Source organism: Mycobacterium sp. SMC-17 (assembly GCF_045310915.1).
GTDB lineage: Bacteria > Actinomycetota > Actinomycetes > Mycobacteriales > Mycobacteriaceae > Mycobacterium.
This window is the reverse complement of sequence record NZ_JBJIAK010000008.1, coordinates 59,403-85,112: the sequence shown is the minus strand read 5'-3', so window position 1 is coordinate 85,112 and position 25,710 is coordinate 59,403. Positions and strand designations below refer to the sequence as shown.

The following is a 25,710-nucleotide window of genomic DNA, read 5'->3' as shown; positions in this document are numbered from 1 at the left end:
GCTGGATTATTTTAGGGGAGTGACGGAGAGCAAAGAGGTGGACTTCCTCAACCACCCCGACTTGGGCATTCGTGATTTGTCATACACCCGCAGCCGAATCGGCCAACTCGTCGACCTCACCAAGGGGTCGGTCTTTGATATGGGCTTCGGTCCGCGTGACGACGACGTCACCGCAGATCAGCTCGACGAAGACGACGAGTGGCCGAGCGACCGGCTGGAGATCTACGTCAAGGAGCATCCCCGCGGACCTGGCTACGTCTGCGACGTCGTGTATCACTCCGAACGCCTCCCGGTGACTGTCTATGCCGTTCTCATCAATCGCGGCCAGGGGTTGGAAGTGGCTGAGCTCGAACTGTTCCGCCGCAACTGGGGCTACTTCGACGAGTCCGACAATTACGTCGTGCCGGACGTCGAGGCCCAGCCCGGCAGCGACGATCCGCCCACGCTCATCACCGGCGACATCTTGCGCCGAATTCCGTTGGGTGACATTGTTGCTCGCACTCAACGGTGGCTGGCTGACGACTCTTGGCGTACCGAAGGAATCCGCTCCTTACCGGGGCCCGACTTGCGAACCGATGACCTAACCGACCAGCAGCGACGTGCCCTGGAGAACTCATCGAATAGCGTGCCGCGCCGGCGTGGTCGACCTGAACTCAGCGACGAGTTGCTCGTCGATGTCGCTGAGGCCTATATCCAGGAGGCAGGCCTTGGCCGTGGCGCGATCGGCCGCATGGCTGACACTTTCGACCGGCCCGAAGCCACAATCCGCGACTGGATCTCCATCGCACGGCGCCGTGGCTATCTAGCTCCAACAAAGCCGGGCCGACGCAGCGCTGCACCTGGTCCTCGGCTGCCCAAACCCAGAAAGCCGGATGAATCTGAGGGTGATGAACACAAGTTTCGTCCGAATCTGAGCCGTGATCGCCGTCGCCACATCATGCGGTTGATCGAGGGGGAGGGCTTGCTTGACGCCGACTTGTCTGACGACGCGCGCCTTCTCTATGTCGTAGGTGGACTGGTCTGCAACGACGCCGGCGTTGCCCGCCATTCCGATCTACAGGCCGCTATGTCTGACCCCGAGATCCTCGGGGTAGCCGTCGAGATTCTCGCCAAGGCGCGACAACGAGCCGACAGGCGGAAGACCGACCCCGGCAACAGTTCGAGCCGGGCGAAGTCGTCCCGGAAGAGACGCCCATGATGCGTGACTACGAATTGGCGCGAGACTGGTGACCAACACAAGCGCGGGACAAGAACACCTTCGGCTGCGAGTCGCTGCTGAGCAAGAAGCGCGGCCTGCCGGGGAATACCAGATCGTGACTTGCGCAGCCAGCGGCCGGCCACCAATCGCGCATCATGTACCGGCTCACGCACCCGATATCACAACACGGCGATCGGACTCAGGTTGCACAAGACATGGAGGCGGCCCTCGGCTTCGGGCCGTGTCCAGCGGCGCGGATACCATTGCGTGTGGTGATGCTAGTAAGCAGGGCGGAACTGTCCGAGCCTCCATACTTACATGGGTGTGCTACACTAGTGATGTAGCTATTTGGGGTGGAGGTGTAACCATGGTTAAACTGCAGGACAATGGGTTTTTCGAGTACCTCGAACTGCAGGGCGGCGACGGGCGACTCGTCACCAAGTCTGAGCTGCTCAGCGGAGTTCGGCAAGCTGGTTTCCCACTGTCACCCCGCAAGCTGACCTTTTACATTTCGGCGGAGTTGGTCCCGCAGAGCGTTCGTGCCGGCTCCCGCGCTGGGGTGTATCCGCTGATCGTCGTCGACTTGATGATCTGGATCCTGGCGATGCGTGAAGCTGGGGCTTCCATTGAAACCCTGCGTGAACTGCTACCTGTGTGGAAATTTCTGATGCGCTCCTCCCGGGCCAATCGCCTCGAACTCGGTGAACTGGAGGTCGTGGCCCGCCAGTTCGCCATCTCGCCGGCGGCCCAGTTCGCCGTCCCGCGTGTGGTGTCACATGTGATGCGCGACGCCTGCTGCCCCAACTGCCGCAGCAAGATCATCGTGGTGGACAAGGCTGGCGTCGAGCATCAGATCACTGATCCGGAAGCCACGATTGGATTTGCGATCGCACGGCCCCTGGAGCCCATCGACGACGATGACCAGGTAGACGATGTAGATCGAGAAGAAGCACCCGCTCGGGAATGGATAGCGATGGCGCGAATCACTTTGGCGGGCATCATCTCGCCGAATGAAGACCCCACCGTTGTGCGGATGGGGCGCAAGCTCAACGAATCGATGCCTCCGGACGAAAGCCTGCGCCATCAGCATGCTGCGTCACCGGAGTCGGAAACGGGGGCCATCGCCCAGTCTGCCGACACCTAGAAAAATAGGTTGAGCGGGCACTGGAATGCCCGCTCAACCCTTCGGCCGCTACACGACCCGTCTTACAAACACGAGTGTAGGGCCCTTCGAACCCATTCACAAAGTTCCCTTAGAAAGGGGCTACACGCGTGTCTATTCGCGTAACTGCAATTCACCTCTCCGGCGCTACCACGCACGAGCACATCGAGCGGCTGCGGTGGTGTCAGCCGCCCACCGCCAACACCGTCGAGAGTTCTCGCGCCGAGATCATTTCGTGGATCGAAACCCAGGGCGGGACAGCGTATGTCCACGAATCCGGACGGCAGATACAGGTCGGTGTCGTGACACCCAAGGTCGGCCAGAAGTACTTGCGGACCTTCGCCGACGGTGTCTGGACCGACAACCTTTTGGCCCTGCCGCGTTTCTAGCCATCGAGCTCGCGGTGGAACGTGCTCATCGCGCTCCACCGCGAGCTCGATGCTGACCGCACGATCACCTCAACGACAGCGGCAATTGCCCTGTGTATCAATCAAATTTGTGGACCCATAAGTCTTTTCGCATAAGGAATTGAATTGAAGAACGATCAGTACATTGCCCTGACACCCAACGTCGCCGACAACAACGCCCTGCGTGAGCCGCAGGTGCAGGCCTTCGAAGCGATCGCCACCCACGGCTTCGACGATCTCGAGCACCGGGAAGTGTCTGTTGTGCTCCCCGTCGGTTGCGGTAAATCCGGCCTGCTGGCGCTGGCGCCGTTCGCCATCCGCGCGCGCCGCGCGCTGTTGGTAGCCCCCAACCTCAAGATTGCCGACCAGCTTCTGCGCGACTTGACCCCCAGTGACCCCAAGTACTTCTACACGGGCCGAAATGTGCTTGGTGGGAACACTTTTCCAGAGCCGGCGGAGATCCGCGGCGCGTCGAGCAACATCGCAGACCTCGACGAGGCGGACATCGTGGTCACCAATATCCAGCAACTCCAACGCGAAAGCAACCGCTGGCTGCCCCTACTGGCGCCCGACTTCTTCGACCTCATCATGTTCGACGAGGCGCACCACAACGTCGCCGAGAGCTGGGACGTTCTGCGCCAACACTTCCCGGCGGCCCGAATCCTGAACGTGAGCGCCACACCGACCCGCGCCGACGGCAGGGTGATGGCCGGAGAGATCATCTACAGCTACCCGATTGCCCGCGCGGTGGAGATGGGCTACGTCAAGCAGATCACCGGCTACCGGCTGAACCCGACCACCTTGCACTACGTACGGCACGAAGGTGACGTGGAGATCGAAGTTGGGCTCGATGAGGTACGCCGGCTCGGTGAAGTAGACGCCGGATTCCGGCGTAGCATCGTCAGCTCGGACGCCACCCTGACCACGATCGCCGAAGCCTCCATCCGCAAGCTCCGGGAACTCCGGGAGGTTGCCCGCGAGCCCCGCCTCAAGATCATCGCCTCTGCGCTCAATATGCAGCACTGCCAACAGATTGTGGCGAAGTACCGAGCGCTCGGCCTTCGTGCTGACTACGTTCACAGCAACGAGAGCATCGCTGCGAATGAGCGGGTACACCGCGAACTTGAAAATCACGAACTCGACGTGATCGTCCAAGTTCGCAAGCTCGGTGAAGGCTTCGACCACCCCTACCTGAGCGTCGCCGCGGTGTTCAGCCTCTTCAGCAATCTGGGACCGTTCATGCAGTTCGTCGGGCGCATCATGCGTGTCATCCCAAACGCCGAGCCGCACTCGGCAGCGAACAACGGTGTCGTCGTGTTCCACGTCGGCGGCAACATCACCGGCGTGTGGACCGATCTCCAGGAGTTCGCCGAAGCCGACCAGGAATTCTTTGCTCATCTCGTCGACGAGAACTTGGTCGACGAAACTCCCGGGACAGAACGCGACGTCGATCGCGGCGTGGACCTCCAGCCTCTGCCGGTCATCACCGCGCAGGAGGACATCCGGCTGGAGAACTTGATCCTGCTGAGCGCGGATCCGGAGGTATCCCAGGCCCTCGCGGTCCTGCAGGGGGCAGGCATCAACACCGGTGAACAGTTCGATCGGCTCCAAGGGATCACGCCGTCACGCCAGCAGGAACGCCGTGCCAAACGCAGCCTCCTGGACAACCTCGTGAAGACCGAGGCCGGAAAGATCTTGTCGCGCAACGAGCTCAGTCATGTCGGCCGGAACCTCAATCGCACCCGCGACAACTTCACGGTGGTGAAGTCAGCCATCGATCGCAAGGTCAAATCCCGCGTGCCCAGCGGCGCCCAGAGCCGGCAGGACTACACCAACGACGACCTCGACTACCTCATCGCTGCACTCCCCGACATCGCCGCCGATGTCGAACAGGAGCTTTGCCATGAGTAGTCAGCGTTCACTACTCCGATCGATCGCGATGGGCACCGCCGGGCGCCGGCACAGGTGCAAATCGAACGCGAAACATGTTCTTGCCAAGGGTGATCCGATGCTGATCATGAAGATCGATCGGAATGAATACCACTACTGTCGCGAATGCGCGGTGAAATTCATTCGGACAGCGCGGTGCCGGCTCGACGAGCTAGAGAGCAGCGTCACCCCGACCGCTGGAGGAGTCCCGCACGCGAGTTGAGGTGGAGAAACACCTCCAGCAACCACGGCGACTCGAAGGAGGCCCATACGGTTCGTAAATCTTGCCTGCGATTGAGAACGGGCTTCCAGGGGTCGCTCCTGGCCATGACCAGACCCAACGAAACCGTCGTCGGCACGTAAGACTGACTTATCAACGGCGGTCAAGGATCGCCGTGTCACGTGACGCAAGTTGGCGCTGATAGCCCAGATGCCCTCTGGGCTCAAGCGGCTTGACCCCGTTGAGGCCCAAAATGCCTGCTGAAGAAATGCCAAAATTCTGAGACAGAACCCCGGTGACATCGCGTGAGACAACCTGCATCACCGCAGGTCAGGGAATCGGCAGATGTCACGGAATCTGAGACCCTACAGCAGCTCTCACCAGTGATGCCGGAGTGTCGAGGAACGTCAGCTTCCTCGCGGGATATCGCCGAGGTCGGCTCATTTCCTCGGCGCTTCTCGACAAGTCCATCATGACCCCGCCCAAATTCGGGGTGGAAGCGCGGTGGCCGTTGCGGATTGATAGCCAACAGGTCGCCCACCGGCGCTAGCCGGTGATTTCGGTGAGGGAAAGGTCTTGCCCGACTGGTCATTTCGGGGAAACCGCGCATCGGACACCGTTCGGCAAATCGTGGCAGACCACTACCACGGGTGGCGTGAACCCGCCCGCGAAGTCTCGACGGAGATTGAACCGAGTCCCGATACGGAAATGGTCGTGCGGGAAATTGATTCCGCATGGCGGCGGCGATCGTTGGGGGGCTCAGGCAGCTCTCGTGCAGTTCTTGCGGTTCCTGCCGACCATGGCCTGCGTGACGGCGGACACGTCGGATCGCCCATGTGAGCCCGAACACCATGCAGGCCAACAGGTTTCGACAAGCCGTCGATACCGCGTTTAATGACAGGGCGTTTGGCCTAGCGGGCCGGCAAAGGGGGGTGGTGCAGTGGCGGGTCCCGACTCGGGGAGCGACCTCGATGGATTGCCGCCGCCGCCAATCGCCGAGGGGCAGGTCCATGCCCCGTTGAACCCCGACCGTAGCCCGCCGTACCAGGCGGCAGCGGTTGGGCTGGTGCTGTTCTTCGTGCTGGTGCTGGCGCTGACTTGGTCCCAGTTCCGAGGCTATTTCGACACCAAGGCCCAGCTGTTCGTGGTGTACAACCGGTCCGGGTTGTCGATGGATCCTGGTTCCAAGGTCACCTTCAACGGGGTGCCGATCGGCCGGTTGCAGGCCGCTGAGGCCCAGTCTGGGAATGATGGCCGGGCTCAAGCCAAACTTGTTCTCAGCGTCGATCCGCAGTACTTGGACCTGTTGCCGAGCAACGTGGACGTCAAGCTGTTGGCCACCACCGCGTTCGGCAACAAGTACATCGCGTTCACCTCGCCGGCCAACCCGTCGCCACAGCGCCTCAAAAGTGGTGACGTGATCAACGCCAGTGGCGTCACCACGGAGTTCAATACGCTGTTCGAGACCATCACCGCGATCTCCGGGCAGGTGGACCCAGTCAAGCTCAACCAAATTCTGACCGCCGCGGCTCAGGCTCTCGACGGGCTGGGGGACAAGTTCGGACAGTCCTTGGTCAACGGCAACGACATCTTGGGTGACATCAACGCGCGGATGCCCGTATTGCGGCATGACATCAAGGCCTTGGCCGACCTATCGCAGTTGTACGCCGACGCATCCCCGGATCTGTGGGACGGCCTGGCGAACGCGGTCACGACGGCCCGCACCCTCAATGATCAGCGCGGCAATCTGGACCAGACGTTGGTCGCTGCGGTCGGGTTCGGCAACACCGGTGGCGACATCTTGGAGCGAGGTGGTCCGTACCTGACCCGGGGCGCCGAGGACTTGCTGCCGACGACCCGGTTGCTGGACAAGTACAGCCCCGAGTTGGACTGTCTGTTCCGCGGCTTCGCCTCCGGTGCGCCGGCCGCGGCCAAGGGCCTCGGCGGTAACGGTTACTCGCTGGCCATGCACATGGAACTGGTCGGCACCGCCAACGCCTATGTCTACCCAGACAACCTGCCTCGGATCAACGCCTCCGGCGGTCCGATGGGTCGCCCGGGTTGTTGGACGGTCACCAAGGACATCTGGCCGATGCCCTACATGGTGATGGACACCGGCGCGTCGATCGCGCCGTACAACCACTTCGGCTTGGGCTCGCCGTTCGCGTCCGAGTACATCTGGGGACGTCAAGACGGGTCGAGCACCATCAACCCCTGACCCAAGCGTCGCCCGACGGCTCCCGTAGGCGCGGCTCTTCCGCTAGCTGATGACCACGCGCGTGGTTGACGGCCATGGTTGGACAGCGCAGGCGCCACTTTTGTAGCCTCCTGGACAACTAAGGCACATGGGCAGTCGGCTCGACGGAGCAGACGTCGACAGCGTCGAAGGATGCGCAGTCTTGAAGGTTCACTCACCGCTTGTGGCGAATGACGCCGCCCGCAAGCCGGTGGTCGGTGCCATCGCGGGACTGGTCGCACTGAGCGTGGTGTGGGCTGGCGTGGCGCAGGCCGACCCGCCCCAGGATGGGTTGGCACAGCTCAACGAGCTGTCCCGCCAGGTCGAACAGCTGTCCGACACCATCCGCAATGCGCAGCCGGATCTCGACGCGAAGCTGCAGTCGCTGAGTCAGGCGGACAAGAAGCACTCCGACGATCTCGCCGGCCTCGAGGCGACCAAAGCCCAACTGAACGCCTACCAGCAGGACGTGGACCAATATGCCGCTGCGGCCTACATGGGTGGGCGAACCGACGGCGTCAGCGCCATTCTGACCGCGTCGTCGCCCGCGAACCTGATCGCCGCCCTGGCCGTCCAGCGGGTGGTGGCTACCGAGATCTCCGCGCAGATGCGGGGCTTCCGTCAGGCCTACCAGGACGCGCAGGCCAGCGAGGAGGCCTCGGCAAAGTCCGCGGCTGACGCGAAGGCGGCCGTCGACGCGGCTGCTGCGGTCCGAGCGGACTTGCAGAACATGCGGGCTCGGCTGCGTAAGCAGATGGCCGCTGTCAGCGCGAGCTATGCCGCGTTGCCCCCGGCCCAGCAGGCGGGAGTGGTCCTCCCGACGGCAGCCGTCACGGCAGCGTTGGGCCCGATCGCGCCGATCCCCACGGTCGGGATGAGCGGTTTGGTCCCCAACGCGAGGGCGATCGTGGACTACATCATGGCCACCTACCCCGGCGTGAAGTCGATTGGTGGCGTGCGCGCAGATCGGCTTCCCGACCACCCGAGCGGGCATGCGGTGGACATCATGATCGGCTCGGACATGGGTCTCGGGGACGAGATAAAGGCCGATCTCGAGAGTCAGGCGGGACGCTTCGGCATCTCCTACACAATGTGGCGGGTGGCTGCCCACTTCGACCACGTCCACGTGACCGTCTCCTGAAGATCCGTTATTTCGCAAGGTCCCCTCGGACTGGTCGGCCGTGACATCGGGCCGGGCCGCCTGGCCGGAGGCCTTCAACTGCCGGCTTGAGTAGCGCTGCCGCTATGTGCTCGGGATCACGTAATTCGCACGTTCGGCTTGAGCCACCGGTCACGACTAACCCATATACGGCGGTTGCTGGCCGCAACCGCTCACGAGATGAACGCCAAGTCGACGATTGCCGCCAGCGCAGTCGTTCACCAATCTCGAAGGGGGAACTGGAGCAACATGTTTAGCCGTGTACTAGCCCTTGCCGGTGCCGCTGCGGTTCTCGGCGCGCTGCTATCTACAGCAATCCCTGTGCAGCTGGGAGCTGTGGACCGGTTTGGAACGCCGATTCCCTGCGGGACCGGCTTTCGCCCGGACTTCGAAGTCGCCCGAGTACAAGACCAGATCAATTTGGATCTGCACACCAACCGCGGGCCCATGTTCGCGCCGAGCAACTATGTCGAGCAGTGCCAGTCGATACTGGCTGACCGTCAGTCGACGACGCTGCCGGTTGGCGCCGGTGGAGTGGTGGCCCTCATCGCGGCCGTGGTCCTGTGGAGTCACCGCCGTCCGCAGGCGGGCGAGGAACCTGCCATGGCGCCTGTGCTGACGCCGCCGTTCAGCCGAGAGGCTGCGTTGTCGTAGCAGCAGGCGCACTTCGGCGCGACGGTTCTGGAGCGGCGGCGGCCGCAGGCCTGAGCAGTCGGTGTGCGATCACGCCGATCACCAGCGCCCAGAACGCCGCACCGACACCGGCCACCGTCGTTCCCGAGGCGGCAACGATCAGCGTCACCGCTGCGGGGAGTCGCGCCGATTCGTCGGCCATTGCTCCCGCGCAGGCGCCGGCAAAAGCACTGAGTAGTGCCACACCGGCAACGGCCTGCACGACACCCGCCGGGGCCGCGAGAACAGCCGCTGTCAGTCCGGTGGAGACCAGGCCGAGCCCGCAGTACACCGCCCCCGTCGTGAACCCGGCGATCCAGCGGCGCCGGGGGTTCGGATCGGCGTCCGGTGCGGCCGCCAACGCGGCGCTGATCGCGGCCAAGTTGACGGCGTGTCCGCCGAACGGAGTCGCCAGCAAGGAACCGATCCCGGTCACCGTCAGCGCCGGACGCCAGGGAACGCGGTAACCGAAGCCCGACATGACAGCGACGCCGGGGATGTTCTGCGCTGCCATGGTCACGATGTACAGCGGCACAGCGATGCCGGTGAGCGCTTGCATGGTGAAGGTGGGAGCCGTGACCTGCAGGTGGGGGATCCATGCAGTGGCTGCGGGCAGGGCGTGGTTGCGGACCAGTGTCACCGTGATCACCACCAGGGCGGCGCCGAACGCGGCCGGTACGGCCCAGCGGGGCCGGAGCGCGATCATGATCAGCCACACCACCAGCACCGGTGCGATCGCACCCGGATCGTGGGCCAAGGCGGTAACTGGAGCGACGCACAGCGGGAGGAGGACCCCCGCGAGCATCGCCTGAGCGACGGGATTGGGGATGCGGGTGACCAGGCGCGCGAGCGCCGGCCAGAGGCCCGTCGCCAGCAGCAGCACCGCCGTGAGCGCGAACGCGCCGACGGCCGCGGGCCACCCGCCGGCCACCGCACCGGTCGTGACCAGCAGCGCCGCGCCGGGCGTCGACCACGCACTGGTGATCGGCATCCGGAACCGCCACGACAGCAGCATCGATGACGCGCCCATCGCCAAACTCACCGCCACCAGACCCGAGGCCGCCTGTTGCGGATTTGCGCCCGCTGCCCGCAGCCCCGCGAGTACCACCGCGAACGACGACGTGAAGCCGACCAGGGCGCACACCACGCCGGCACTGATCGGGACTGCCTTCGAGACGTCCTGTTCCATCCGCACCCTCCGTTCTGAATACGGAACGTTCTGTAAACAGAACGTACCATGAAGAGATGTATGCGGGAGAGGTCGGTCGCCGGTTGCGAGAGCTGCGGGTGGAGCGGGGTCTGAGCCTGTCCGAGCTCGCCCGCCGAGCCGGGGTGGGCAAGGGGTCGTTGTCCGAGATCGAGTCGGGCGGCCGCAATCCCACGGTCGAGACCCTCTATGCCCTGTGTGAACCCCTGGATGTGCCGCTGACCGCGCTGGTCGGCGAGACCCCGGGCGTGCACCCAGCCGCCGACGGCGGGATGCGCACGGTGCTGCTTTCGGTGCGGCACCTGCCCCGGGTGACCGTTGAGGTGTTCCGCCTGGAGTTCCCCGATGGCGCCGAGCACATCTCGCCGTCGCACGGGGTCGGCGTTCGCGAGCACCTCACGGTTGTCGATGGCAAGGTGCTGGCCGGGCCGGTCGGTGAGGAGAGTCTGGTCGAGGAGGGGGCGACGCTGAGTTGGCTGAGCGATCGCCGCCACCGGTTCGCCGCTCCCGATGGTGCTGCTGAAGCGGTAGTGGTGATCACCACCCCGCGGTGAGGGCCGGCGGAAGGAAGCCGGGCCGCCCGGCTAGGAAGGGAAATCCGCGCTGCGAGAGAGTCTTTCGTTCGCCCGGATGTCGGCCAGGTTCTGCTCCAGCGCATCGATCACGGCGTCGTATCCGCTGTTGCCCAGGACCAGCCGGCGGGGCGGCGGGTCCTGGGCCATCGCCGCGAGTACCGCACGAGCTCCGCGGCGAGGGTCGCCGGGCTGCGCACCGTCCATCCCGACGAAGGTGGCACGGACCTGCTCCAGCATGTCGTGATATTCCGGAATTGCCTCAGCGACAGGCTCATTGGCGAAGCCGGCGTAGGCATTCGTGCGGAACGCTCCGGGTTCGACCGTCAAGACGGAGATGCCCTGTGCGGCGACCTCGTCGCGTAGCGCATCGGTGATGGCTTCGATGGCGAACTTCGTCGCGCTGTAGTAGCCGAATCCGACGGCCGACACGAGCCCGGCCACCGAGGACACGTTGACGATCCACCCGCTTCCGCGGGCGCGCATGCCTGGCAGCACGGCGCGCGTCACGGCCAGCACCGCAAAGAAGTTCAGTTCGAACATCGCCCGCAACGAGGTCTCGTCCATTCCCTCGATCGATCCGTACCAACCGCGACCCGCATTGTTGACCAGCACATCGATACCGCCGAAGTGCTCCTCGGCCGCGCGCACCGCGCGCTGTACCTGCGCTGCATCGGTGAGTTCCAGCGGCACGACGAGAACGGCGTCACCGTACTGTTCGGCCCAGGTCGCCAGCTCCTGCGGGCGCCGGGACGTCAGCACCACACGGTCTCCCGTCTCGAGCGCCGCTTCGGCGAAGGCCACCCCGAAGCCGCCGGGCGTACCGCCGGTGATGAACCATCTCCGGCTCATGGCTCGATCACCAACCGGCTGATCGACTCGCCGTCGAGGGTGAAGCGGAAACGGAGGTCGACGACCCCGCCGGGGAAGTCGCCCTCCAGATGCTGACCGACGTCGATGGTCGTGTCGGTGGTGGTCGCCCCGGTGAACTCGGAGGTATAGGTGTACTCGCCGGCTGAGGCGGTCAGCCAGGCTCCAATCTCGTGACGGCCTGTGTAGTCGCGCCCCTCATCGGTCACGACCGCATCGGCGGTGAAGGTGGCAACCGCGCGGCCGTCCTGCGGGGTGCTGAGCGCGGTCATGAACGTCTTTATGTTGTCCGGGAGGCCATCCCAATCTGTGGTCATGACCTCACGGTGGAGCTTCCTGTAGGGGGGAGGGTCAAGTCGGGGCCGCGATGTTGACCTTGCCCTAGGGGGAGACTGCAGGATGGCCTCAGCCGATAACGCGGGCGGCGGATCGCATGAGGAGGACGGCGTGGGCGCACAGGTTTCGATCGGTGACTTCGCCGTGATGACCAGCCTGAGTAGGAAAGCGCTACGGCACTACCACGACATCGGGATCCTCGAACCGGCACACGTCGACGCGTACACCGGCTACCGCTTCTATGACACCAGCCAGGTCGACCATGCACACATCATTCGCCGGTTTCGATCCCTCGGCATGTCCATTCCCGACATCAAAGCGCTGCTGACCACAGACGACGCCGCGACGCGCACCCAGATCATCACGGCTCATCTCGAACAGATGGAGGTCCAGCTGCAACAGACGCGTGACACCGTTGGCGCGCTGCGCGAGTTGCTTTCGCCCGTGCAGACTCCCGCCTTCGTGGCAGTGCGCCATGAGCCGGCACTGGCCGTGTGGTCCATCGGCGCCACCATCGAGGTATCCGAGATCGACAGCTGGTTCGCGGCGACGCTGAGGACACTGCGAGACGCAGTTGCCGCAGTAGGCGCACCGTCCCTCGTCGTGCCTGGCGGCCTCTACGACCGGGCGCTCTTTCTCGAATCACGCGGCCACGCAACCCTGTTCGTTCCCGCGCCGCAATCGGCGGAGCCTCCGGACGGTGTCCGCGCGGAGGTGTTACCCAAGGCCGAATACGCGGTGCTCACCCACTCCGGTGGTCACGACGAAAGCATCGACCGCAGCTACGGGGCACTGGGCAAATACGCGAACGAGCACCTGATCAGCGGCCAGGGTCCGATCCGTGAACACTACCTCGGCGGAACACCCGCAGCTCCAACAACATTCACCGCTACGGAGATCTGCTGGCCGGTCTTCAGCACCACGCCGCCGCCGGACTGACAGCAGCCCGCGACCAGACCGACACCGTCGATCGTCAGCGGTTCGTGTCCGTGCGGCACAAGTGCTCTCGTAGCCTGCCTGCGGACCACGGCGTGAGACGGAACCGGCCGTCCCGAATGACGGCGACGGCGACGTCATCGACGTCCAAGCCCGAATGGTCGGTGGGCGAGAAGGCGTATCGGCCGGCAGCCGTTACGTACGTCAGCGTTTCCATCGCGTCCCGGACGGCGCCACGGTCGTCGGTGCCCGCGGCTTCGATCGACGCCGCGATGAGTTTGGCGGCGACGTAACCGTCGACGGCGAACTGCGATGGGAGCGCGCCATGGCGCTGTTCGAAGGGTGCGGTCAGGGCTTCGATCGTGAGTCGCATCGTCGGCTCTGGTACGTCTGAACCGATGCTCGCCAAGGACGTTCCGACGATGATGCCCTCGGCGGCGGGTCCGACCGAGTCCACAAATCCCGGGCTTGCTGCCCCGATCCCCATCACCATCGGCATGCTGAGCCCGGCGGCTCGAAAAGCCAGTGCCAAACCCGTTGCCGGTGGGCCGGTCACCCAAGCCATCAACGCCTGTGCCGAGCTCTCGGCGAGCCGGCGGACTACCGGACCGAAATCGTCGGTGTCCACGTTGACGGACACGACGGCGACGGCCGCGATGCCGTGACGACTGAGCATGGCTTTCTGGGCCGCCCAGGCATCCCGGTTGAACGCGCTGTCGGCATCGATGACGACCGCGATCTCGGTGATGCCGGCGCCGTGAAGGAACCGCAGCAGTTGCTCGGCCACCAGATGCCCGGGCGGCGGCGTCATGAAGGCGTACGGCCGCACGGGATCGACCTGCGTGTGCGCGGCACCAGTTGAGACATAAAGCAATTGGTGTCCGTCGGTGTGTGGCAGGACGGCGAGACTGGCATTCGAGAACGAAGTGCCGATAACCGCGACTGTTCGCAGACCGGCGAGCCGACCGTAAGCATCGACTGCGCCCTGCGGGAGGCTGCCGTCGTCTTCGACGCGCAACTCGATACGGCGTCCGAGCACGCCGCCAGAGTCGTTCAGTTGTTGCACCGCCAGCTCGGCGCCGGCCAAGTTCTCCAACCCCATGTAATTGGAGCCGGTCAGTGATGCGATCTGACCGAGCACAAGGGGGCGGGCGGCAGGGGTGGGCGTCATCTGCGCGCTCAGCGTGGCGCCACAGTGCGGGCGTGCGCCGGCGCGTAGCGGTCGCCGACGATGGTTCCCGGTGCGAAAGCCGCTGAGAGATAGGCAGATTCGTCGGCGCTGAGGGCGACGTTGGTGGCGGCAAGATTCTCGGCCACATACTCGGCGCGCTTGGTCCCGGGAATCGTCACCACCGGGAAGGGGCGCGAAAGCAGCCAGGCCAACGCCAATTGGCCCGGGCGGCAACCTTTTTGATCGGCCAGCTCGTTCAGTGCAGCCACGGGAGCCAGGTTCGTCTCCAGGTTCTCCGCGGTGAAGCGCGGGTTGGTGGCGCGCAGATCGCCCTTCGCAAAGGTTGCGTCGGCAGCCAACGCTCCGGTGAGTGCGGAGCGGCCCAGCGGGCTGTAGGCGACCAGCGTTATCCCCAACGCAGCACACGTCTCCGCGATACCGCCCTCGACGCCGCGTTCCCACAGGGAATACTCGCTCTGCAACGCCGCTATCGGATGCACCGTCCGTGCTCGGCGCAAGGTCTCGGGCCCCACCTCGCTGAGACCGATCGCGCGGACCTTGCCCGCACCGACCAACTCGGCCATGGCCCCGACCGTTTCCTCGATAGGGACGCGCGGATCGAGGCGGTGACAGTAATACAGGTCGATCACGTCGGTACCGAGACGCCGGAGACTCGCTTCACAAGCGGCGGTCGCATACTCGGGCCGCCCGTCGATGGCGATCCCGTCGTTGGTGTCGTTGATCCGGGCGGCGAACTTGGTGGCCAGCACCACCTCGTCGCGACGTCCGGAAATGGCCTTGCCAATCAGCTCCTCGTTGTGGCCGAACCCGCGGATCGGGACGCCCCAGGTGATATCGGAAGCGCCGTAAACGTCCGAAGTGTCGAGGTGGTCCACGCCCAAGTCGAGCGCTGCACGGATGGTTCGCATCGACGTCGAATCGTCGGCGTCTCCATAGCTCTGCGACATCCCCATGCAGCCGAGACCGACCGGCCGAACACGGAGGTCCGAATGGCCGATCTGCACCCGTGCCATGCCATCAACAGCCGTCACTGTCGAACCCCTTCGCAATAAGTGATAGTTTCACTATCAGATAGTACGCCTGGAAATGGAGCCGACGATGAGACGAGATGCGGCAGCCAACCGCAGCCGATTGGTCGTCGCTGCCGAGGACGTGTTTGCGCAGCACGGCCCGCAGGCGACTTTGGAGGACGTCGCCCAGGCCGCCGGGATCGGTCCGGCAACGCTCTATCGACGGTTCCCCAACAAGGAGGCGCTGGTCCGCGAAGTGTTGAGCGAGTTCTTCGGGCGCCTACTGACAGCTGCTGAGGAAGCGCACGCGGCACCCGACGAGCAATGCCTGAGCGTCTTCCTCCACACCGTGGGTGCCGAGCTCGTCCGCAAGAGCGGGTTGTCCGCCTTTCTGTGGGGCGACCTCGCGCCACAGCACCTCGTGGAGGAACTCCGGCAGCAGTCAGCAGCCTTGCTGTCGCGCGGGCAGCGATCCGGCGCGATCCGGCGGGACGTGACGACCGCAGACGTGACCGCAACCATCTGGGCGCTCCGCGGCATCGCCGCGGCCGGCGGTGGCGACGACATTTGGCGGCGACACCTCGACACCGTCCTGCGCGGGTTCCATCCGGCCAGCTAGAGGCGCACCCGCATCCAGTCGACCAGAGCCGCAGCGTCCTCACCGGACAACTCGACGCCGAAGGTGTCGGCCAACAAGGTTGGTACGTCAGAGATCTCGACGTCGCGTGTGGAGCAGGTTCCGTCGGGATTCGTTGTGGTCCACGTAGTTCCGTCGAGCACGTGCTGGACGTCGGCAGCGAATCGCTGAACGAACGGCCGGGTGGTGAACGGTGAGCGCGGTGAGGTCGACACGAAGTGGTTGCCGACGGCGTAGTCGATCGGATACTGCGGGTCGAGCGTGAAGACGTGCCGGTCGAGCCATCCGACCGTGCCATCGACGCTCGACCGCTGCCACAGCGTCCACTCGTCGGGATGGAACACCTCGGTGTCGGCGCCGAGGGGAGCCGAGGACAGGCGTAACTGCCAGCCGTCTTGATCGACCTCGTTACCCGCGATCAGCTCGATGGGTTCGAGTGGCCCGCGGCCGAATCCGACATCACACAGCCGGCGCCGACCGTCGTCGAACTCGACAACGATCAGCGCGTGGGTGCGCGGGCGCGCGGTCCCCTCCGCGCCCAGGGTGACGCGCCCGCCGAGCGCGGTGAACCGGAAACCGAGCCGCTCCAGGGCCGCTGCGAACACCGTCACGTGCTCGTAGCAGTAGCCGCCGCGGCGGTACTGAATCATCTTGTGCTGCAGGGTGTTCAGATCGAGGAGGATCGGCCGGCCGAGCATGATCTCGAGATTCTCGAACGGAATCGAGGTGGTGTGGGCCCGGTGCAGAGCGGCCAGGGTCGCGGCGGACGGGAGTCGCTCGCCCTCGAAGCCGATGCGCGCGAAATAAGCGTCAAGATCGAGTTCGTCGCCATGCCACGTGGTCACAAACCCACGATAGTCAGCGGTCTGCAGACCCATGCTTACCTGGGTCTACGTGAGGCGGCCTCGACCGCAGGCAGGTAGATGAGGTCCACCAGCTCGGCAAGGGCGCTGCGCTCAATGGTGTTGTGTGCGAGCAACAATTCGTTGCGCATGAGTGCCAGAATGCCGGTGGCCACGCGGTCGGGAATCCTGGCCGGTCCGATCTCGCCTCGATCGCGCGCGGCGTCCAGTGCGCGGCGAATCGTATGGTCGGTGTGTGCGGCCACCTTCGCTTGGAAAGTCTCCAGGGTGGCTTCGTCGGCTTCGGCGATGAGGTTGCGGTAGGTGTCGAGCCCGATCTGTTGCCACTGATCGACCAGGGATTCGACCATCCTGAGGATGTCCTCGCGAAGCCCCTTGGACGACGCCACCTCGAACGGTGGGGTACGCAGCGTCGGAAGCGCGTCGGTGACCATCTGTGCGCGAGAACGATAGCGGCGGTAAAGAACTGGCTTGCCCGTCTGCGCGCGGCGCGCGACGCCTTCGAAGGTGACGCCGGCGTATCCGTGTTCGGTCAGCTCAGCCCACGTGGCGTCTCGGATGGCGGACATCAGCGCGTCGTCCCGGCGTCGTGACACCGGCCCGGGCGGTACGGCCGCTTCTCGATTAGGCACGTTGCGTATCTTAACGGCCCGCGCTACCGTGAAAGTAGGAAACGCTCCGTATCTTATGGGCACCGCCGAGAAGCACCCTTTTGAAGCGAAGGTGAGGATTCATGGCTGTTCGACTGCCAAGCCTGGAGGACCTCGATCCCGCGCAACGCGAGGTCTATGACCTGTTTCCGGCCAACCTGTCGCGAGGTTTGGTCATGACGAGGTCCAGTGCGAAGCCGTATCTGTCACTGGGGCTTTCGTTCCGGACGGGCGCGCTTGCGGCCGACACGCGGGAGCTGGTGATCTTGCGCGTCGGCGCGATGACGAACGCCCCGTACGAGCTCCATCACCACGTGCCCGAAGCGCGAGCAGCCGGGGTGCCGGAGTCGATGATCGACGGCGTCGTGTCAGGAGCCACAGAGTTCGGAGACCGTCGCGTCAACGTGCTCATCGCGTTCGTCGATGACCTGCTGGCGCAGATCAAGGACGGCGGGGCGAGCACGGAAGCGATGCAGGAGTTCTTCTCCGACAACGAAATTGCCGAGATCACCCTGCTGGCCGGCCACTACGTGATGACCGCGATGTTCATCAAGACCCTCGGCATCGTCCCCGAAGAGGGCGGCATTGACGCGGCGAACATTTTGGTGGACGCCACCGCCAAGCTGCACGACGAACGAGCAAAGGACGAACGATGACCGACGAAATCCCTTTCGAGGAAGGCCTATTCGACCTCGGTGGGGGAGCCCATGTTTTCCTGTCCGGCAATGAAGCCCTCGGCTTGGCCAATGCCGGCCTGGTGGTGAGCGCGGGCGAAGCGCTCGTCATCGACACCCTCTACGACGTGCAACACGCACGAGCGATGTGCGCACAGATGGACGTACTGACCGAGTCAGCGCCGGTGCGGTACGTCTTCAACACCCACACCGACGGTGACCACTTCTTCGGCAATCAGGTATTCGCCGCTGATACCGAAATCATCACCACCGAGGCCGCCAGTGCGCTGATGACTCAGGCGCATGCCGACCTCACCACGAAACTGCTCAACACCGATACCCAGCCGGGCGGTCCGCTGCAGGCCCTCGCACCACTCGGGCGGCCGTTCGACTTCTCCGAAGTACGGGTTCGTGCCGCCGACACCACCTTCAACGGTGAAAAGGCCTTGAGAGTCGGCAGAATCGACGTCGAACTCCACGAACTGGGGCCGGCGCACACCGTGGGCGACGCCATCGCCTACCTCCCCGAGCTGGGTGTGCTGTACGCCGGAGATCTGTTGACGCACAACCCGGTTGCGGTCACCTGGTCGGGCTCGATCCCGAATTGGATCAGGGCGCTCGAGCGCATCCGCGCGTTCGGAGCCCGGACAGTCGTCGCCGGGCACGGTCCCGTCCTGATCGGGCCCGAGATCAACGCGGCCATCGACCGCGGCATCCGGTTCTGGTCTACCCTGCACACCGACGCCACCCGCCTGTACGACCACGGTGTGCCGGTGGCCGAAGCGGTCGCTCGCATCGACATCCAGAACTACCCGGAAGCCGCTGCGACACTTCCGATCATCGTCACCGCGATCTACCACGAACGTGACCCCGGCATCCCGTACCTGGACCTGACGCAGGCCATCGAGTCCATCGCCGCGCAGCTCGCGCGCGCGCACGGCTAGGAGCGCCCCGCCCCTTCACTCGATGTCGTGAGGTGCCTGATGCTCCGGCAGGGCGGCGACGTCTTCGTCCTCGGACACCAGGCAGGCGCGGCAGAAGTCGACGCCGAACGGGGTGAGGTGGATCGAACGGCGGACGACTTTGTGCGCGCGCACCGAGTGCATCGCGGCCAGCACGTCCGGTTGGGCCTCGACAACCTGGTATTCCAGCGGGTCGCGTAGTTGCTCCTGCGAGAACCAGATCAGTCCCAGCCGGAACAGGTTGTTGAGGTAGGCGGGCACGTTGTCCAGATAGCGCAGGCCCGCCCGCGGGCCGATCATGTTGAGGCCCGGAGCCACCAACCGCGAGGACACCATGCCGATGGGGCCGCCCGTGCGGACGTCGACCGCCGGCTGTGGGCCGCCGCGCAGGAGAAGCAGGAGGATGCGGGCCTCGTCGGGCGCCATCTCCTCGAGGATGCGGGCGTAGGCGGGGTGGCCGCGTTCGGTGTTCCACACGTCGCGCGAGCGGGTCAGCAGCGCCTGCCCCTGAGCACGCAACGACTGCTCCATTTGGCGTTGGCGCTCTTCGTCTTCCTGCTGGTGTGACACCGTGTGCGTCGTCGTCGCGGTGTCGGTGAGCGAGGCGCTCACCTGGACGACGGCCTGCGACACCGAGACACCGTTCGAGACGGCCTTGGCCACCTCGCCGAAAACGGTGCCGGCCTGCGCGACGCCGGAGATCAGCTCGCGTGCGGTGTCGGCCGCCGATGCCGGGTCGGCGACTATCTCGAGTGCGCGGCGGCCCGTCTTGAGCCCGGCAACGAGGGTCCATTCCGCCGTGCGTACCCAGGCCGTTGCGGCCAGGCGAACGAGGCCGGGCAGTGCTTCGCCGATCTCGCTCGCGGGTAGGAGCGCCGCGGACGGTTCCGATGGGGGAGAGAATGTGGCGCTGACTGGTCCCCACTGGGCGTGGCGTCGTCTGGGCGGCTGGCGTCGGTTGTCACTCATGCCACACCAAGTCCCAAGAAGATCCCGTAGTGGAGGAAGCCACCGGCGGCGCCCATGATCGCGCCGTGAGCGTAGAGCATCCACTCATCTTCCCTGATTGCCGAACGCAGCATCTCCACGAAGTCGGTCGGCGGAAGTTCTTTGGTGCGCTGGGCGATCAGCGTGCGGATTTTCCCTGATTGCGCTTTCGAGAACTCTTCGTCCTTGAAGGGCGTCAGCGTCCGGCCGACGGCCTCGGCGGCGAAGCCGGCCTTGATCGAGTCGTAGGCCTGGGCGCCGAGTGCCACCCGCGCGGCGCCCCGGATGGGTCCGGCTGCGCGGTCGATGGCCGGGCCGAGCGCGGCCGCCATCATCTGGCGGGTGCGGTCGCCGCTCGGACCGTCGATCAGGAAGTCGCCGATGCGTTCCAGCGTGATGACGTCGTCGGCGATGATCCCGGCGTACACCTCGGCGGCCTGCTCTTGCCGCCGCAGGAACAGGCCCTGGAACTTGATGCCGAAATAGCGGGTCGGCTCGGTCGGTTCGAAGATGAGCCACATGCCGAGCGCGTTGGTGATCCAGCCGACGATGACGCCGAGCATCGGCAGCATCCACCAGGTGTGGAACCAGTGGTCGATGAACGCGACGGGGATGCCCAGCAGGAACCCGAAGATGAAGCCGAAGTTGACCATCAGGTTCAGCTCGCGCTGGCCGATGTCCTTGAAGACGCGGATGACGAGGTCAGGGTTTTTCCGGAAGTGCTCGATGACCATGATCTTGGGGTCGAGCAGCTGGTCGATGTGGATGCCGATCTCGGTGGTGATCGACCGCACCACGTCCGGTAGTTGCGACTGGACCCGCGCGACGATCGCGCGTTTGCCGACGGTCGGCAGGTCGCGCCAGAACTGGGGGTCGTTGGCGATCATCACCTCGTCGACGAGCTGCGGGATCTCGGCTTCGAAGAGCTTGACGATGTGCTCGGCGATCATGTCCGGCTCGAGCTGCTGGTAGAACTCCGCGGGCGTGCCGAGCTTGGCGATGGCCTTGTCGGATGCGATCGAGCCCATCTTGGCCGCGCGGGCGGGCACGATGCCCTGCCAGCCGACCCCGCCCTGCAGGATGCCGGGGATCTCCTGAAGTTTGTGCGGCAACAGCCGCGCCAGCTCGGCCATTCCCGGGATTCTGAACCCGTGGAAGTTGACGGGATAGAACAGCATGATCAGGCCGGTCCAGTTGATGAGCCAGCCGATCACCGCGGTGAACAACGGAATGCTGAGGAACGCGAACCACTCCATCGGGGTGTGGATCTGGCTCAACGTCCAGTCGCGATCGAGCAACCAGCCCCACAGTTCGTTGAACGTCGACCTCACCGCCTTTCGCTGCGCACACTGATCCGCACCACGTGTGGTTTGCCACCTGTGCGTGTGCACATTAGCGGTTGCTGCCACGCCAAGGTGCTCGACTGAGGCCACGCTTTCGCCTCAGCCCGATATCGGTCGCAGTAGCGGCACTCACCGGACTGCCTGGTGGCGTCGTATTAAACCAATGGGTTGACAACGATCGCGTCGGCGCGCACACTCGTACTCAACCAAATAGTTGAGGAAGAAGATGACCGACCAGCTGTCGAAAGTATTTGCGGCGCTGAGCGATCCGATCCGACGGGACATCGTGGCCCGGCTGACGACGGCCGACGCAACGGTGAGCGAACTCGCCGAACCGTACGACGTCAGCATGCAAGCGGTGTCCAAGCACCTCAAAGTGCTCGAGGACGCCGGGTTCGTCAGCCGGGGCCGGGCCGCACAGACCCGGCCGGTGCACTTGGAAGCGCAGGTGTTCGACCTGATGACCAAGTGGATCGAGCGCTACCAACAGCAGGCCGAACAGCGTTACCAGCGCCTGGATGCGGTGCTGGCAGAGATGAATGACAACGAATCGAAACCGCGACGAAAGGGCAGAGCATCATGAACACCGCGCAGGCCGTCATCGAAGCCGACAAGGACGTGCCACTCATCCGCATCACCCGTGATTTCCACGCCACGCCGGCGCAATTGCTGAAGGCGCACACCGATCCGGACGTGTTCGCCCGCTGGGTGGGGCCCGACGGTATGGACACCCGCATCGTGGAGTGGGACGCCCGAGACGGCGGGAGCTGGCGCTACGTCGCGGTCCGGGACGGTCAGGAGTTCGGCTTCCGCGGTTGCTTCCACACCGTCGCCGCGGACAAGATCGTCCAGACTTTCACCTTCGAGGGCATGCCCGACGCCGTCTCGCTCGAGACCTTGTGGTTCGAGGACCTCGGTGACGGCCGCACCCGGCTCCACGGCCAGTCGTTGGTCGACAGCTTCGAGGGACGGGACGCCTGGCTGGCCTCCGGGATGGAGACGGGCGTCGATCAGGGCTACGCGAAACTCGACGCACTGCTCGGCGAGCTCTGAGCGCCATGGCTGCGCTGCACGCACTCACGGCCGCCGAACGGCACCGCCGCATCGCCGCCGGATTCACCGAACATGCTGCAGCCGTGCGGGATTGGTCGGCTCCGACGCCGGTGGCGAACTGGACCGCAGGCGACATCGTCGGGCACCTCGTCGGCTGGTTCACCGAATTCCTCGGTGCGGGCGGTGTGGTGTTGCCCGTCGGTCCGCCCGTCGCCGACGACCCGCTCACGGCATGGGTCGCACACGCCGCGGCGGTGCAGGGTCTGCTCGACGGCGACGCGGCCGACGGCGACTTCAGCCATCCGATGGCGGGCTCACACCGGCTTGCCGACGCCATCGACCGGTTCTACACCGCCGACGTGTACATGCACACCTGGGATCTGGCCGCCGCGATCGGGCGCGACTCCGGCCTGGACCCCGAGTTCGCTGAGCAGATGCTCGCCGGGATGACGGGGATCGAGGACCTGCTGCGCTCATCGGGGCAGTACGGGCCACCCGTCGCGGTCGCGGACGACGCGGGCCCGGTGGCCAGGCTGATGGGGTTCATCGGCCGGGATCCGGCCTGGTCGGCCGGTACGCGTCAAGCAGTGTGAGAGGACCCGGCCGCTACTGTGCCGGGGCCGCGAAACCCGTCCAGCGCAAGCCGGTTTGAGCTTTCGCGGTCGACGGAGTGGAGGCGGCGGCGACGCGTGGTTTGGTGGCCGTCTCGCCACGCAGGCGGCGCTCTTCGCGCATGATGCGGCGATTCAGGATTCGCTCATCGCGGGCGGTGAGCGTGCGATTCAGTCCGGACAGCTGATCCAGCTGCAGCCAGCTCAGCCCGTCGAGATCGCCGTCGGTGTCATGGCTGGCCAGGACAATGGACCCACGCAGCAGGGGGACGGTTTTCGCCGTGAAAGTCGTTGTCGCCAGCAACAGTTCGGTTGCCTTGCGATTGATGTGGCGCTGGCACCGGCGTGCCGTCGGGCTGAACCAGAAGTCGAACTGACGGTCTGCGCTGGTCAGGCATTGAAGCCGTTGACCTTGAATCAGATCGGTGATGTCCGCGGCCGTGTAGGCGCGGGTCTCATAAACGGCGCCGTTGGTGCTGAAGTACAAAACGGTGTTCATAGTGGTAACCCATTCCGCTCTTTCTACATATGGACTTTCTGTCGACCGACGCACCCACAGTGGGGGTGCTGTTATCAACGGTACCCATGTGACAATTGAGACAAACATTGATAACGCGGAGGCGGCGGGAAATATGCCCGGCGCCGCGCGCTAACAATGCCGGCGCCATCGCCGATAGCAGTGGCATGACCCGATTGCGCGCTGGAGCAGCGCTCGTCGTCGCGATCTGTGCGCCGTGGTTGTCGGTGGCCACGGCCCAGGCCGACGCGTTCGGACAACTCGGTGCGGTTCCCGTGGTCGCGTCACCGGCGTGCGGCGGCACCGTGAGCGCCGATGCGCAGGCGACGCCGGTGCAGATCGGCGGCGACGTGGGGCACGGAGTCGGGGTGTCGATTCGCTACGACGCCGGCATCTACGACGGTTCCTGCGCCCTGACGGTGACGGCCGCATGGCGGAACCTCGACACCGGCGCCTCCGGGCAGGGTGACATCTCCGCGATCTCGACGATCGACGGTCACTACGGGTTCATCGGCTACGCGAACAGGAACTTCGCGACGGGTAGTGGCACAGTCGTCGTCACTCTGAGTTCGCACCCGGATGCGGAAATGCGCATCATGGCGTAGGCGCCGCCACGCAGGCTCGGGCTGCGGCGGTGATGCGACGATTGGGCCATGACCGCCACGCTCGTCACGACCAATCTCGCCGGCGGATTCGCCCACCGCACGCTCTTCGAGCGGCTCGATGTGACGGTGGCGCCCGGCGATGTGATCGGTGTGGTCGGCTCCAATGGCGCCGGCAAGAGCACGCTGCTGCGGATCCTGGCGGGCGAACTCGCACCGCTTGACGGGACCGTGAGTCTTGCGCCGGCCGACGCGTTCGTCGGTTGGTTGCCGCAGGAGCACGAGCGGGTACCGGGGGAGACGGTGGCCGCGTACGTCGCGCGTCGCACGGGATGTGCCGCCGCGACACGGGCCATGGACGCCGCGGCCGAGGCGCTGGCCGATGAGACGGCGGATGCCGACGCCTACTCCGCCGCGCTGGATCACTGGCTCGCGACCGGCGCGGCGGATCTCGACGAACGACTGCCGGCGGTGTTGGCCGACCTGGGACTCGATTCCGACGCGGTGCGGCCGGAATCGACGCTGATGACCGCGCTGTCGGGTGGGCAGGCAGCGCGGGTCGGCCTGGCGGCGCTGATGCTGTCGCGCTTCGACATCGTGCTGCTCGATGAACCCACCAACGATCTCGACCTGGACGGACTTGCCCGCCTGGAGGAGATCGTCGGCAACCTCCGCGGCGGTGTGGTGCTCGTCAGCCATGACCGAGAGTTCCTGGCGCGCACCGTAACCCGGGTCGTGGAACTCGATCTGGCGCAGAACAGAACCACCGTCTACGGCGGCGGCTACGAGAGCTATCTGGAAGAACGTGAGGTCGCGCGGCGGCACCGTCGCGAGCAGTACGACGAGTTCGCCGAGAAGAAAGCCGATCTGGTGGCGCGCGCTCGGACACAGCGGGAGTGGTCGAGTCAAGGTGTGCGCAACGCGATGCGCAAGGCGCCCGACAACGACAAGAACCGGCGCAGCGCACAAACCGAGTCCAGTGAGAAACAGGCGCAGAAGGTCCGGCAGATGGAGAGCCGGATCGCCCGCCTCGTGGAAGTCGAGGAGCCCCGTAAGGAGTGGACGCTCCAGTTCACCATCGGGGCGGCGCCGCGGTCGAGTTCGGTCGTCGCGACGCTCGACAATGCCGTTGTGCGGCAAGGTGATTTCGTCCTGGGGCCGCTGTCGTTGCAGGTCGACGCCGGTGACCGGATCGGCATCACCGGCCCCAACGGGGCGGGGAAGTCGACCCTGCTGCGGCTGTTGCTCGGCCGGCAGCAGCCCGACGAGGGCCGGGCGAGCCTGGGTGCCAACGTGGCGATCGGTGAAATCGACCAGGCACGTGTGGATTTCACGGGTGCCAGCCGACTCGTCGACCGTTTCGAGCACCACGTGCCGTCATGGTCGACGGCGGATGTGCGCACCCTGCTCGCGAAGTTCGGGTTGCGCGCCGATCATGTGGAACGCACTGTCGATGAGCTGTCGCCCGGCGAGCGCACCCGCGCCGGCCTGGCGCTGCTGCAGGCCCGCGGGACGAATGTGTTGGTGCTCGACGAGCCGACCAACCATCTGGATCTGCCTGCCATCGAGCAGCTCGAGCAGGCGCTCGAGACCTATGACGGTGCTCTGCTGCTGGTGACCCATGACCGCCGGATGCTGCAGAACGTCCGGTTGGACCGCTCGTGGCTGGTCGAGGGCGGGCGCGTTACGGAGTTATAGCCGGCGG

Annotated in this window: 27 protein-coding genes and 1 pseudogene; 18 read left to right on the top strand and 10 right to left on the bottom strand. The window is 65.2% G+C overall.

Annotation, left to right across the window (positions count from 1 at the left end):
- Nucleotides 1-19 precede the first annotated feature (19 nt).
- The 7 genes from ACJH7A_RS08035 to ACJH7A_RS08005 all read left to right on the top strand — a co-directional run bounded on the left by ACJH7A_RS08035 (nucleotide 20) and on the right by ACJH7A_RS08005 (nucleotide 8,965).
- Complete coding sequence (locus ACJH7A_RS08035) at nucleotides 20-1,198, top strand: hypothetical protein (RefSeq protein ID WP_406801736.1); 1,179 nt, start codon at nucleotides 20-22, stop codon at nucleotides 1,196-1,198.
- A gap of 367 nt (nucleotides 1,199-1,565) precedes the next feature.
- Nucleotides 1,566-2,342 (top strand): hypothetical protein, encoded by a 777-nt coding sequence (locus tag ACJH7A_RS08030; RefSeq protein ID WP_406801735.1) that lies wholly within the window; start codon nucleotides 1,566-1,568, stop codon nucleotides 2,340-2,342.
- A gap of 128 nt (nucleotides 2,343-2,470) precedes the next feature.
- A complete protein-coding gene (locus ACJH7A_RS08025) occupies nucleotides 2,471-2,749 on the top strand; it encodes a DUF3892 domain-containing protein (RefSeq protein WP_406801734.1) in 279 nt (92 codons plus the stop codon).
- Between the two features lie 144 nt (nucleotides 2,750-2,893).
- Nucleotides 2,894-4,678 carry a DEAD/DEAH box helicase gene (locus ACJH7A_RS08020; protein WP_406801733.1) on the top strand — a complete coding sequence of 595 codons (1,785 nt, stop codon included), beginning with the start codon at nucleotides 2,894-2,896 and terminating at the stop codon, nucleotides 4,676-4,678.
- A gap of 1,214 nt (nucleotides 4,679-5,892) precedes the next feature.
- A complete protein-coding gene (locus ACJH7A_RS08015) occupies nucleotides 5,893-7,134 on the top strand; it encodes an MCE family protein (RefSeq protein WP_305798840.1) in 1,242 nt (413 codons plus the stop codon).
- Nucleotides 7,135-7,315: 181 nt separating this feature from the next.
- On the top strand, nucleotides 7,316-8,293 hold the full coding sequence (locus ACJH7A_RS08010; RefSeq protein ID WP_346416648.1) for a glycoside hydrolase: 978 nt from the start codon (nucleotides 7,316-7,318) through the stop codon (nucleotides 8,291-8,293).
- 198 nt (nucleotides 8,294-8,491) lie between these two features.
- Nucleotides 8,492-8,965, top strand: coding sequence for a hypothetical protein (locus ACJH7A_RS08005; protein WP_212807747.1), 474 nt, complete (start codon nucleotides 8,492-8,494; stop codon nucleotides 8,963-8,965).
- Here ACJH7A_RS08005 and ACJH7A_RS08000 read toward each other — a convergent pair.
- Entirely contained in the window at nucleotides 8,940-10,172 is a 1,233-nt protein-coding gene (locus tag ACJH7A_RS08000; protein WP_212807746.1) for a benzoate/H(+) symporter BenE family transporter, read from the bottom strand. The genes ACJH7A_RS08005 and ACJH7A_RS08000 overlap by 26 nt on opposite strands.
- A 56-nt stretch (nucleotides 10,173-10,228) precedes the next feature.
- On the opposite strand from ACJH7A_RS08000, the gene ACJH7A_RS07995 reads away from it, so the two are divergent.
- Nucleotides 10,229-10,744 (top strand): helix-turn-helix domain-containing protein, encoded by a 516-nt coding sequence (locus ACJH7A_RS07995; protein ID WP_212807745.1) that lies wholly within the window; start codon nucleotides 10,229-10,231, stop codon nucleotides 10,742-10,744.
- A gap of 30 nt (nucleotides 10,745-10,774) precedes the next feature.
- Here ACJH7A_RS07995 and ACJH7A_RS07990 read toward each other — a convergent pair whose 3' ends face one another.
- Together ACJH7A_RS07990 and ACJH7A_RS07985 are read right to left on the bottom strand one after the other, a co-directional pair.
- Complete coding sequence (locus ACJH7A_RS07990; protein ID WP_212807744.1) at nucleotides 10,775-11,614, bottom strand: SDR family NAD(P)-dependent oxidoreductase; 840 nt, start codon at nucleotides 11,612-11,614, stop codon at nucleotides 10,775-10,777.
- The gene (locus ACJH7A_RS07985; RefSeq protein WP_212807743.1) at nucleotides 11,611-11,949 is read right to left on the bottom strand and encodes a nuclear transport factor 2 family protein; all 339 of its coding nucleotides are present in this window, start codon (nucleotides 11,947-11,949) and stop codon (nucleotides 11,611-11,613) included. The genes ACJH7A_RS07990 and ACJH7A_RS07985 overlap by 4 nt, the downstream gene beginning before the upstream one ends.
- Before the next feature lie 82 nt (nucleotides 11,950-12,031).
- On the opposite strand from ACJH7A_RS07985, the pseudogene ACJH7A_RS07980 reads away from it, so the two are divergent.
- Both ACJH7A_RS07980 and ACJH7A_RS07975 read left to right on the top strand, forming a co-directional pair.
- Nucleotides 12,032-12,388 (top strand): annotated as a pseudogene (locus ACJH7A_RS07980) (helix-turn-helix domain-containing protein); the annotation flags it as partial.
- A gap of 183 nt (nucleotides 12,389-12,571) precedes the next feature.
- Nucleotides 12,572-12,907, top strand: coding sequence for a GyrI-like domain-containing protein (locus ACJH7A_RS07975; RefSeq protein WP_371824589.1), 336 nt, complete (start codon nucleotides 12,572-12,574; stop codon nucleotides 12,905-12,907).
- Between the two features lie 34 nt (nucleotides 12,908-12,941).
- Here the strand turns inward: ACJH7A_RS07975 and ACJH7A_RS07970 are convergent, their stop codons facing one another.
- Nucleotides 12,942-14,075, bottom strand: coding sequence for an ABC transporter substrate-binding protein (locus tag ACJH7A_RS07970; RefSeq protein ID WP_212807742.1), 1,134 nt, complete (start codon nucleotides 14,073-14,075; stop codon nucleotides 12,942-12,944).
- 8 nt (nucleotides 14,076-14,083) lie between these two features.
- Nucleotides 14,084-15,109, bottom strand: a complete 1,026-nt coding sequence (locus ACJH7A_RS07965) for an aldo/keto reductase (protein WP_212814484.1) — start codon at nucleotides 15,107-15,109, stop codon at nucleotides 14,084-14,086.
- An 85-nt stretch (nucleotides 15,110-15,194) separates the two neighbouring features.
- Between ACJH7A_RS07965 and ACJH7A_RS07960 the strand changes: the two genes are divergently transcribed.
- Nucleotides 15,195-15,725, top strand: coding sequence for a TetR/AcrR family transcriptional regulator (locus tag ACJH7A_RS07960; RefSeq protein WP_212807741.1), 531 nt, complete (start codon nucleotides 15,195-15,197; stop codon nucleotides 15,723-15,725).
- Here the strand turns inward: ACJH7A_RS07960 and ACJH7A_RS07955 are convergent.
- Together ACJH7A_RS07955 and ACJH7A_RS07950 are read right to left on the bottom strand one after the other, a co-directional pair.
- The gene (locus ACJH7A_RS07955) at nucleotides 15,722-16,588 is read right to left on the bottom strand and encodes an arylamine N-acetyltransferase (RefSeq protein WP_212807740.1); all 867 of its coding nucleotides are present in this window, start codon (nucleotides 16,586-16,588) and stop codon (nucleotides 15,722-15,724) included. The genes ACJH7A_RS07960 and ACJH7A_RS07955 overlap by 4 nt on opposite strands.
- Before the next feature lie 35 nt (nucleotides 16,589-16,623).
- Nucleotides 16,624-17,175 carry a TetR/AcrR family transcriptional regulator gene (locus ACJH7A_RS07950; protein WP_212807739.1) on the bottom strand — a complete coding sequence of 184 codons (552 nt, stop codon included), beginning with the start codon at nucleotides 17,173-17,175 and terminating at the stop codon, nucleotides 16,624-16,626.
- A 164-nt stretch (nucleotides 17,176-17,339) separates the two neighbouring features.
- Here ACJH7A_RS07950 and ACJH7A_RS07945 point away from each other — a divergent pair, with 164 nt between their 5' ends.
- Together ACJH7A_RS07945 and ACJH7A_RS07940 are read left to right on the top strand one after the other, a co-directional pair.
- The gene (locus ACJH7A_RS07945) at nucleotides 17,340-17,912 is read left to right on the top strand and encodes a carboxymuconolactone decarboxylase family protein (RefSeq protein ID WP_212807738.1); all 573 of its coding nucleotides are present in this window, start codon (nucleotides 17,340-17,342) and stop codon (nucleotides 17,910-17,912) included.
- A complete protein-coding gene (locus ACJH7A_RS07940) occupies nucleotides 17,909-18,874 on the top strand; it encodes an MBL fold metallo-hydrolase (RefSeq protein ID WP_212807737.1) in 966 nt (321 codons plus the stop codon). The genes ACJH7A_RS07945 and ACJH7A_RS07940 overlap by 4 nt, the downstream gene beginning before the upstream one ends.
- A 15-nt stretch (nucleotides 18,875-18,889) precedes the next feature.
- Here ACJH7A_RS07940 and ACJH7A_RS07935 read toward each other — a convergent pair whose 3' ends face one another.
- Together ACJH7A_RS07935 and ACJH7A_RS07930 are read right to left on the bottom strand one after the other, a co-directional pair.
- Nucleotides 18,890-19,861, bottom strand: a complete 972-nt coding sequence (locus tag ACJH7A_RS07935) for an Abi-alpha family protein (protein WP_244872722.1) — start codon at nucleotides 19,859-19,861, stop codon at nucleotides 18,890-18,892.
- The gene (locus ACJH7A_RS07930) at nucleotides 19,858-21,210 is read right to left on the bottom strand and encodes a hypothetical protein (RefSeq protein ID WP_212807736.1); all 1,353 of its coding nucleotides are present in this window, start codon (nucleotides 21,208-21,210) and stop codon (nucleotides 19,858-19,860) included. The genes ACJH7A_RS07935 and ACJH7A_RS07930 overlap by 4 nt, the downstream gene beginning before the upstream one ends.
- Nucleotides 21,211-21,448: 238 nt before the next feature.
- Between ACJH7A_RS07930 and ACJH7A_RS07925 the strand changes: the two genes are divergently transcribed.
- Genes ACJH7A_RS07925 through ACJH7A_RS07915 form a run of 3 tightly spaced genes read left to right on the top strand, consistent with a single transcriptional unit; the run spans nucleotide 21,449 to nucleotide 22,868 of the window.
- Nucleotides 21,449-21,805 (top strand): helix-turn-helix transcriptional regulator, encoded by a 357-nt coding sequence (locus ACJH7A_RS07925; RefSeq protein WP_212807735.1) that lies wholly within the window; start codon nucleotides 21,449-21,451, stop codon nucleotides 21,803-21,805.
- Entirely contained in the window at nucleotides 21,802-22,275 is a 474-nt protein-coding gene (locus tag ACJH7A_RS07920; protein WP_212807734.1) for an SRPBCC family protein, read from the top strand. Before ACJH7A_RS07925 ends, ACJH7A_RS07920 begins: the two co-directional genes overlap by 4 nt.
- A 5-nt stretch (nucleotides 22,276-22,280) precedes the next feature.
- The gene (locus ACJH7A_RS07915; protein ID WP_212807733.1) at nucleotides 22,281-22,868 is read left to right on the top strand and encodes a TIGR03086 family metal-binding protein; all 588 of its coding nucleotides are present in this window, start codon (nucleotides 22,281-22,283) and stop codon (nucleotides 22,866-22,868) included.
- 13 nt (nucleotides 22,869-22,881) lie between these two features.
- Here the strand turns inward: ACJH7A_RS07915 and ACJH7A_RS07910 are convergent, their stop codons facing one another.
- Complete coding sequence (locus tag ACJH7A_RS07910) at nucleotides 22,882-23,385, bottom strand: hypothetical protein (RefSeq protein WP_406801732.1); 504 nt, start codon at nucleotides 23,383-23,385, stop codon at nucleotides 22,882-22,884.
- Nucleotides 23,386-23,570: 185 nt separating this feature from the next.
- Between ACJH7A_RS07910 and ACJH7A_RS07905 the strand changes: the two genes are divergently transcribed.
- Both ACJH7A_RS07905 and abc-f read left to right on the top strand, forming a co-directional pair.
- Complete coding sequence (locus tag ACJH7A_RS07905) at nucleotides 23,571-24,008, top strand: hypothetical protein (RefSeq protein ID WP_406801731.1); 438 nt, start codon at nucleotides 23,571-23,573, stop codon at nucleotides 24,006-24,008.
- 48 nt (nucleotides 24,009-24,056) lie between these two features.
- Complete coding sequence (gene abc-f, locus ACJH7A_RS07900) at nucleotides 24,057-25,703, top strand: ribosomal protection-like ABC-F family protein (protein ID WP_406801730.1); 1,647 nt, start codon at nucleotides 24,057-24,059, stop codon at nucleotides 25,701-25,703.
- Nucleotides 25,704-25,710: the final 7 nt, after the last annotated feature.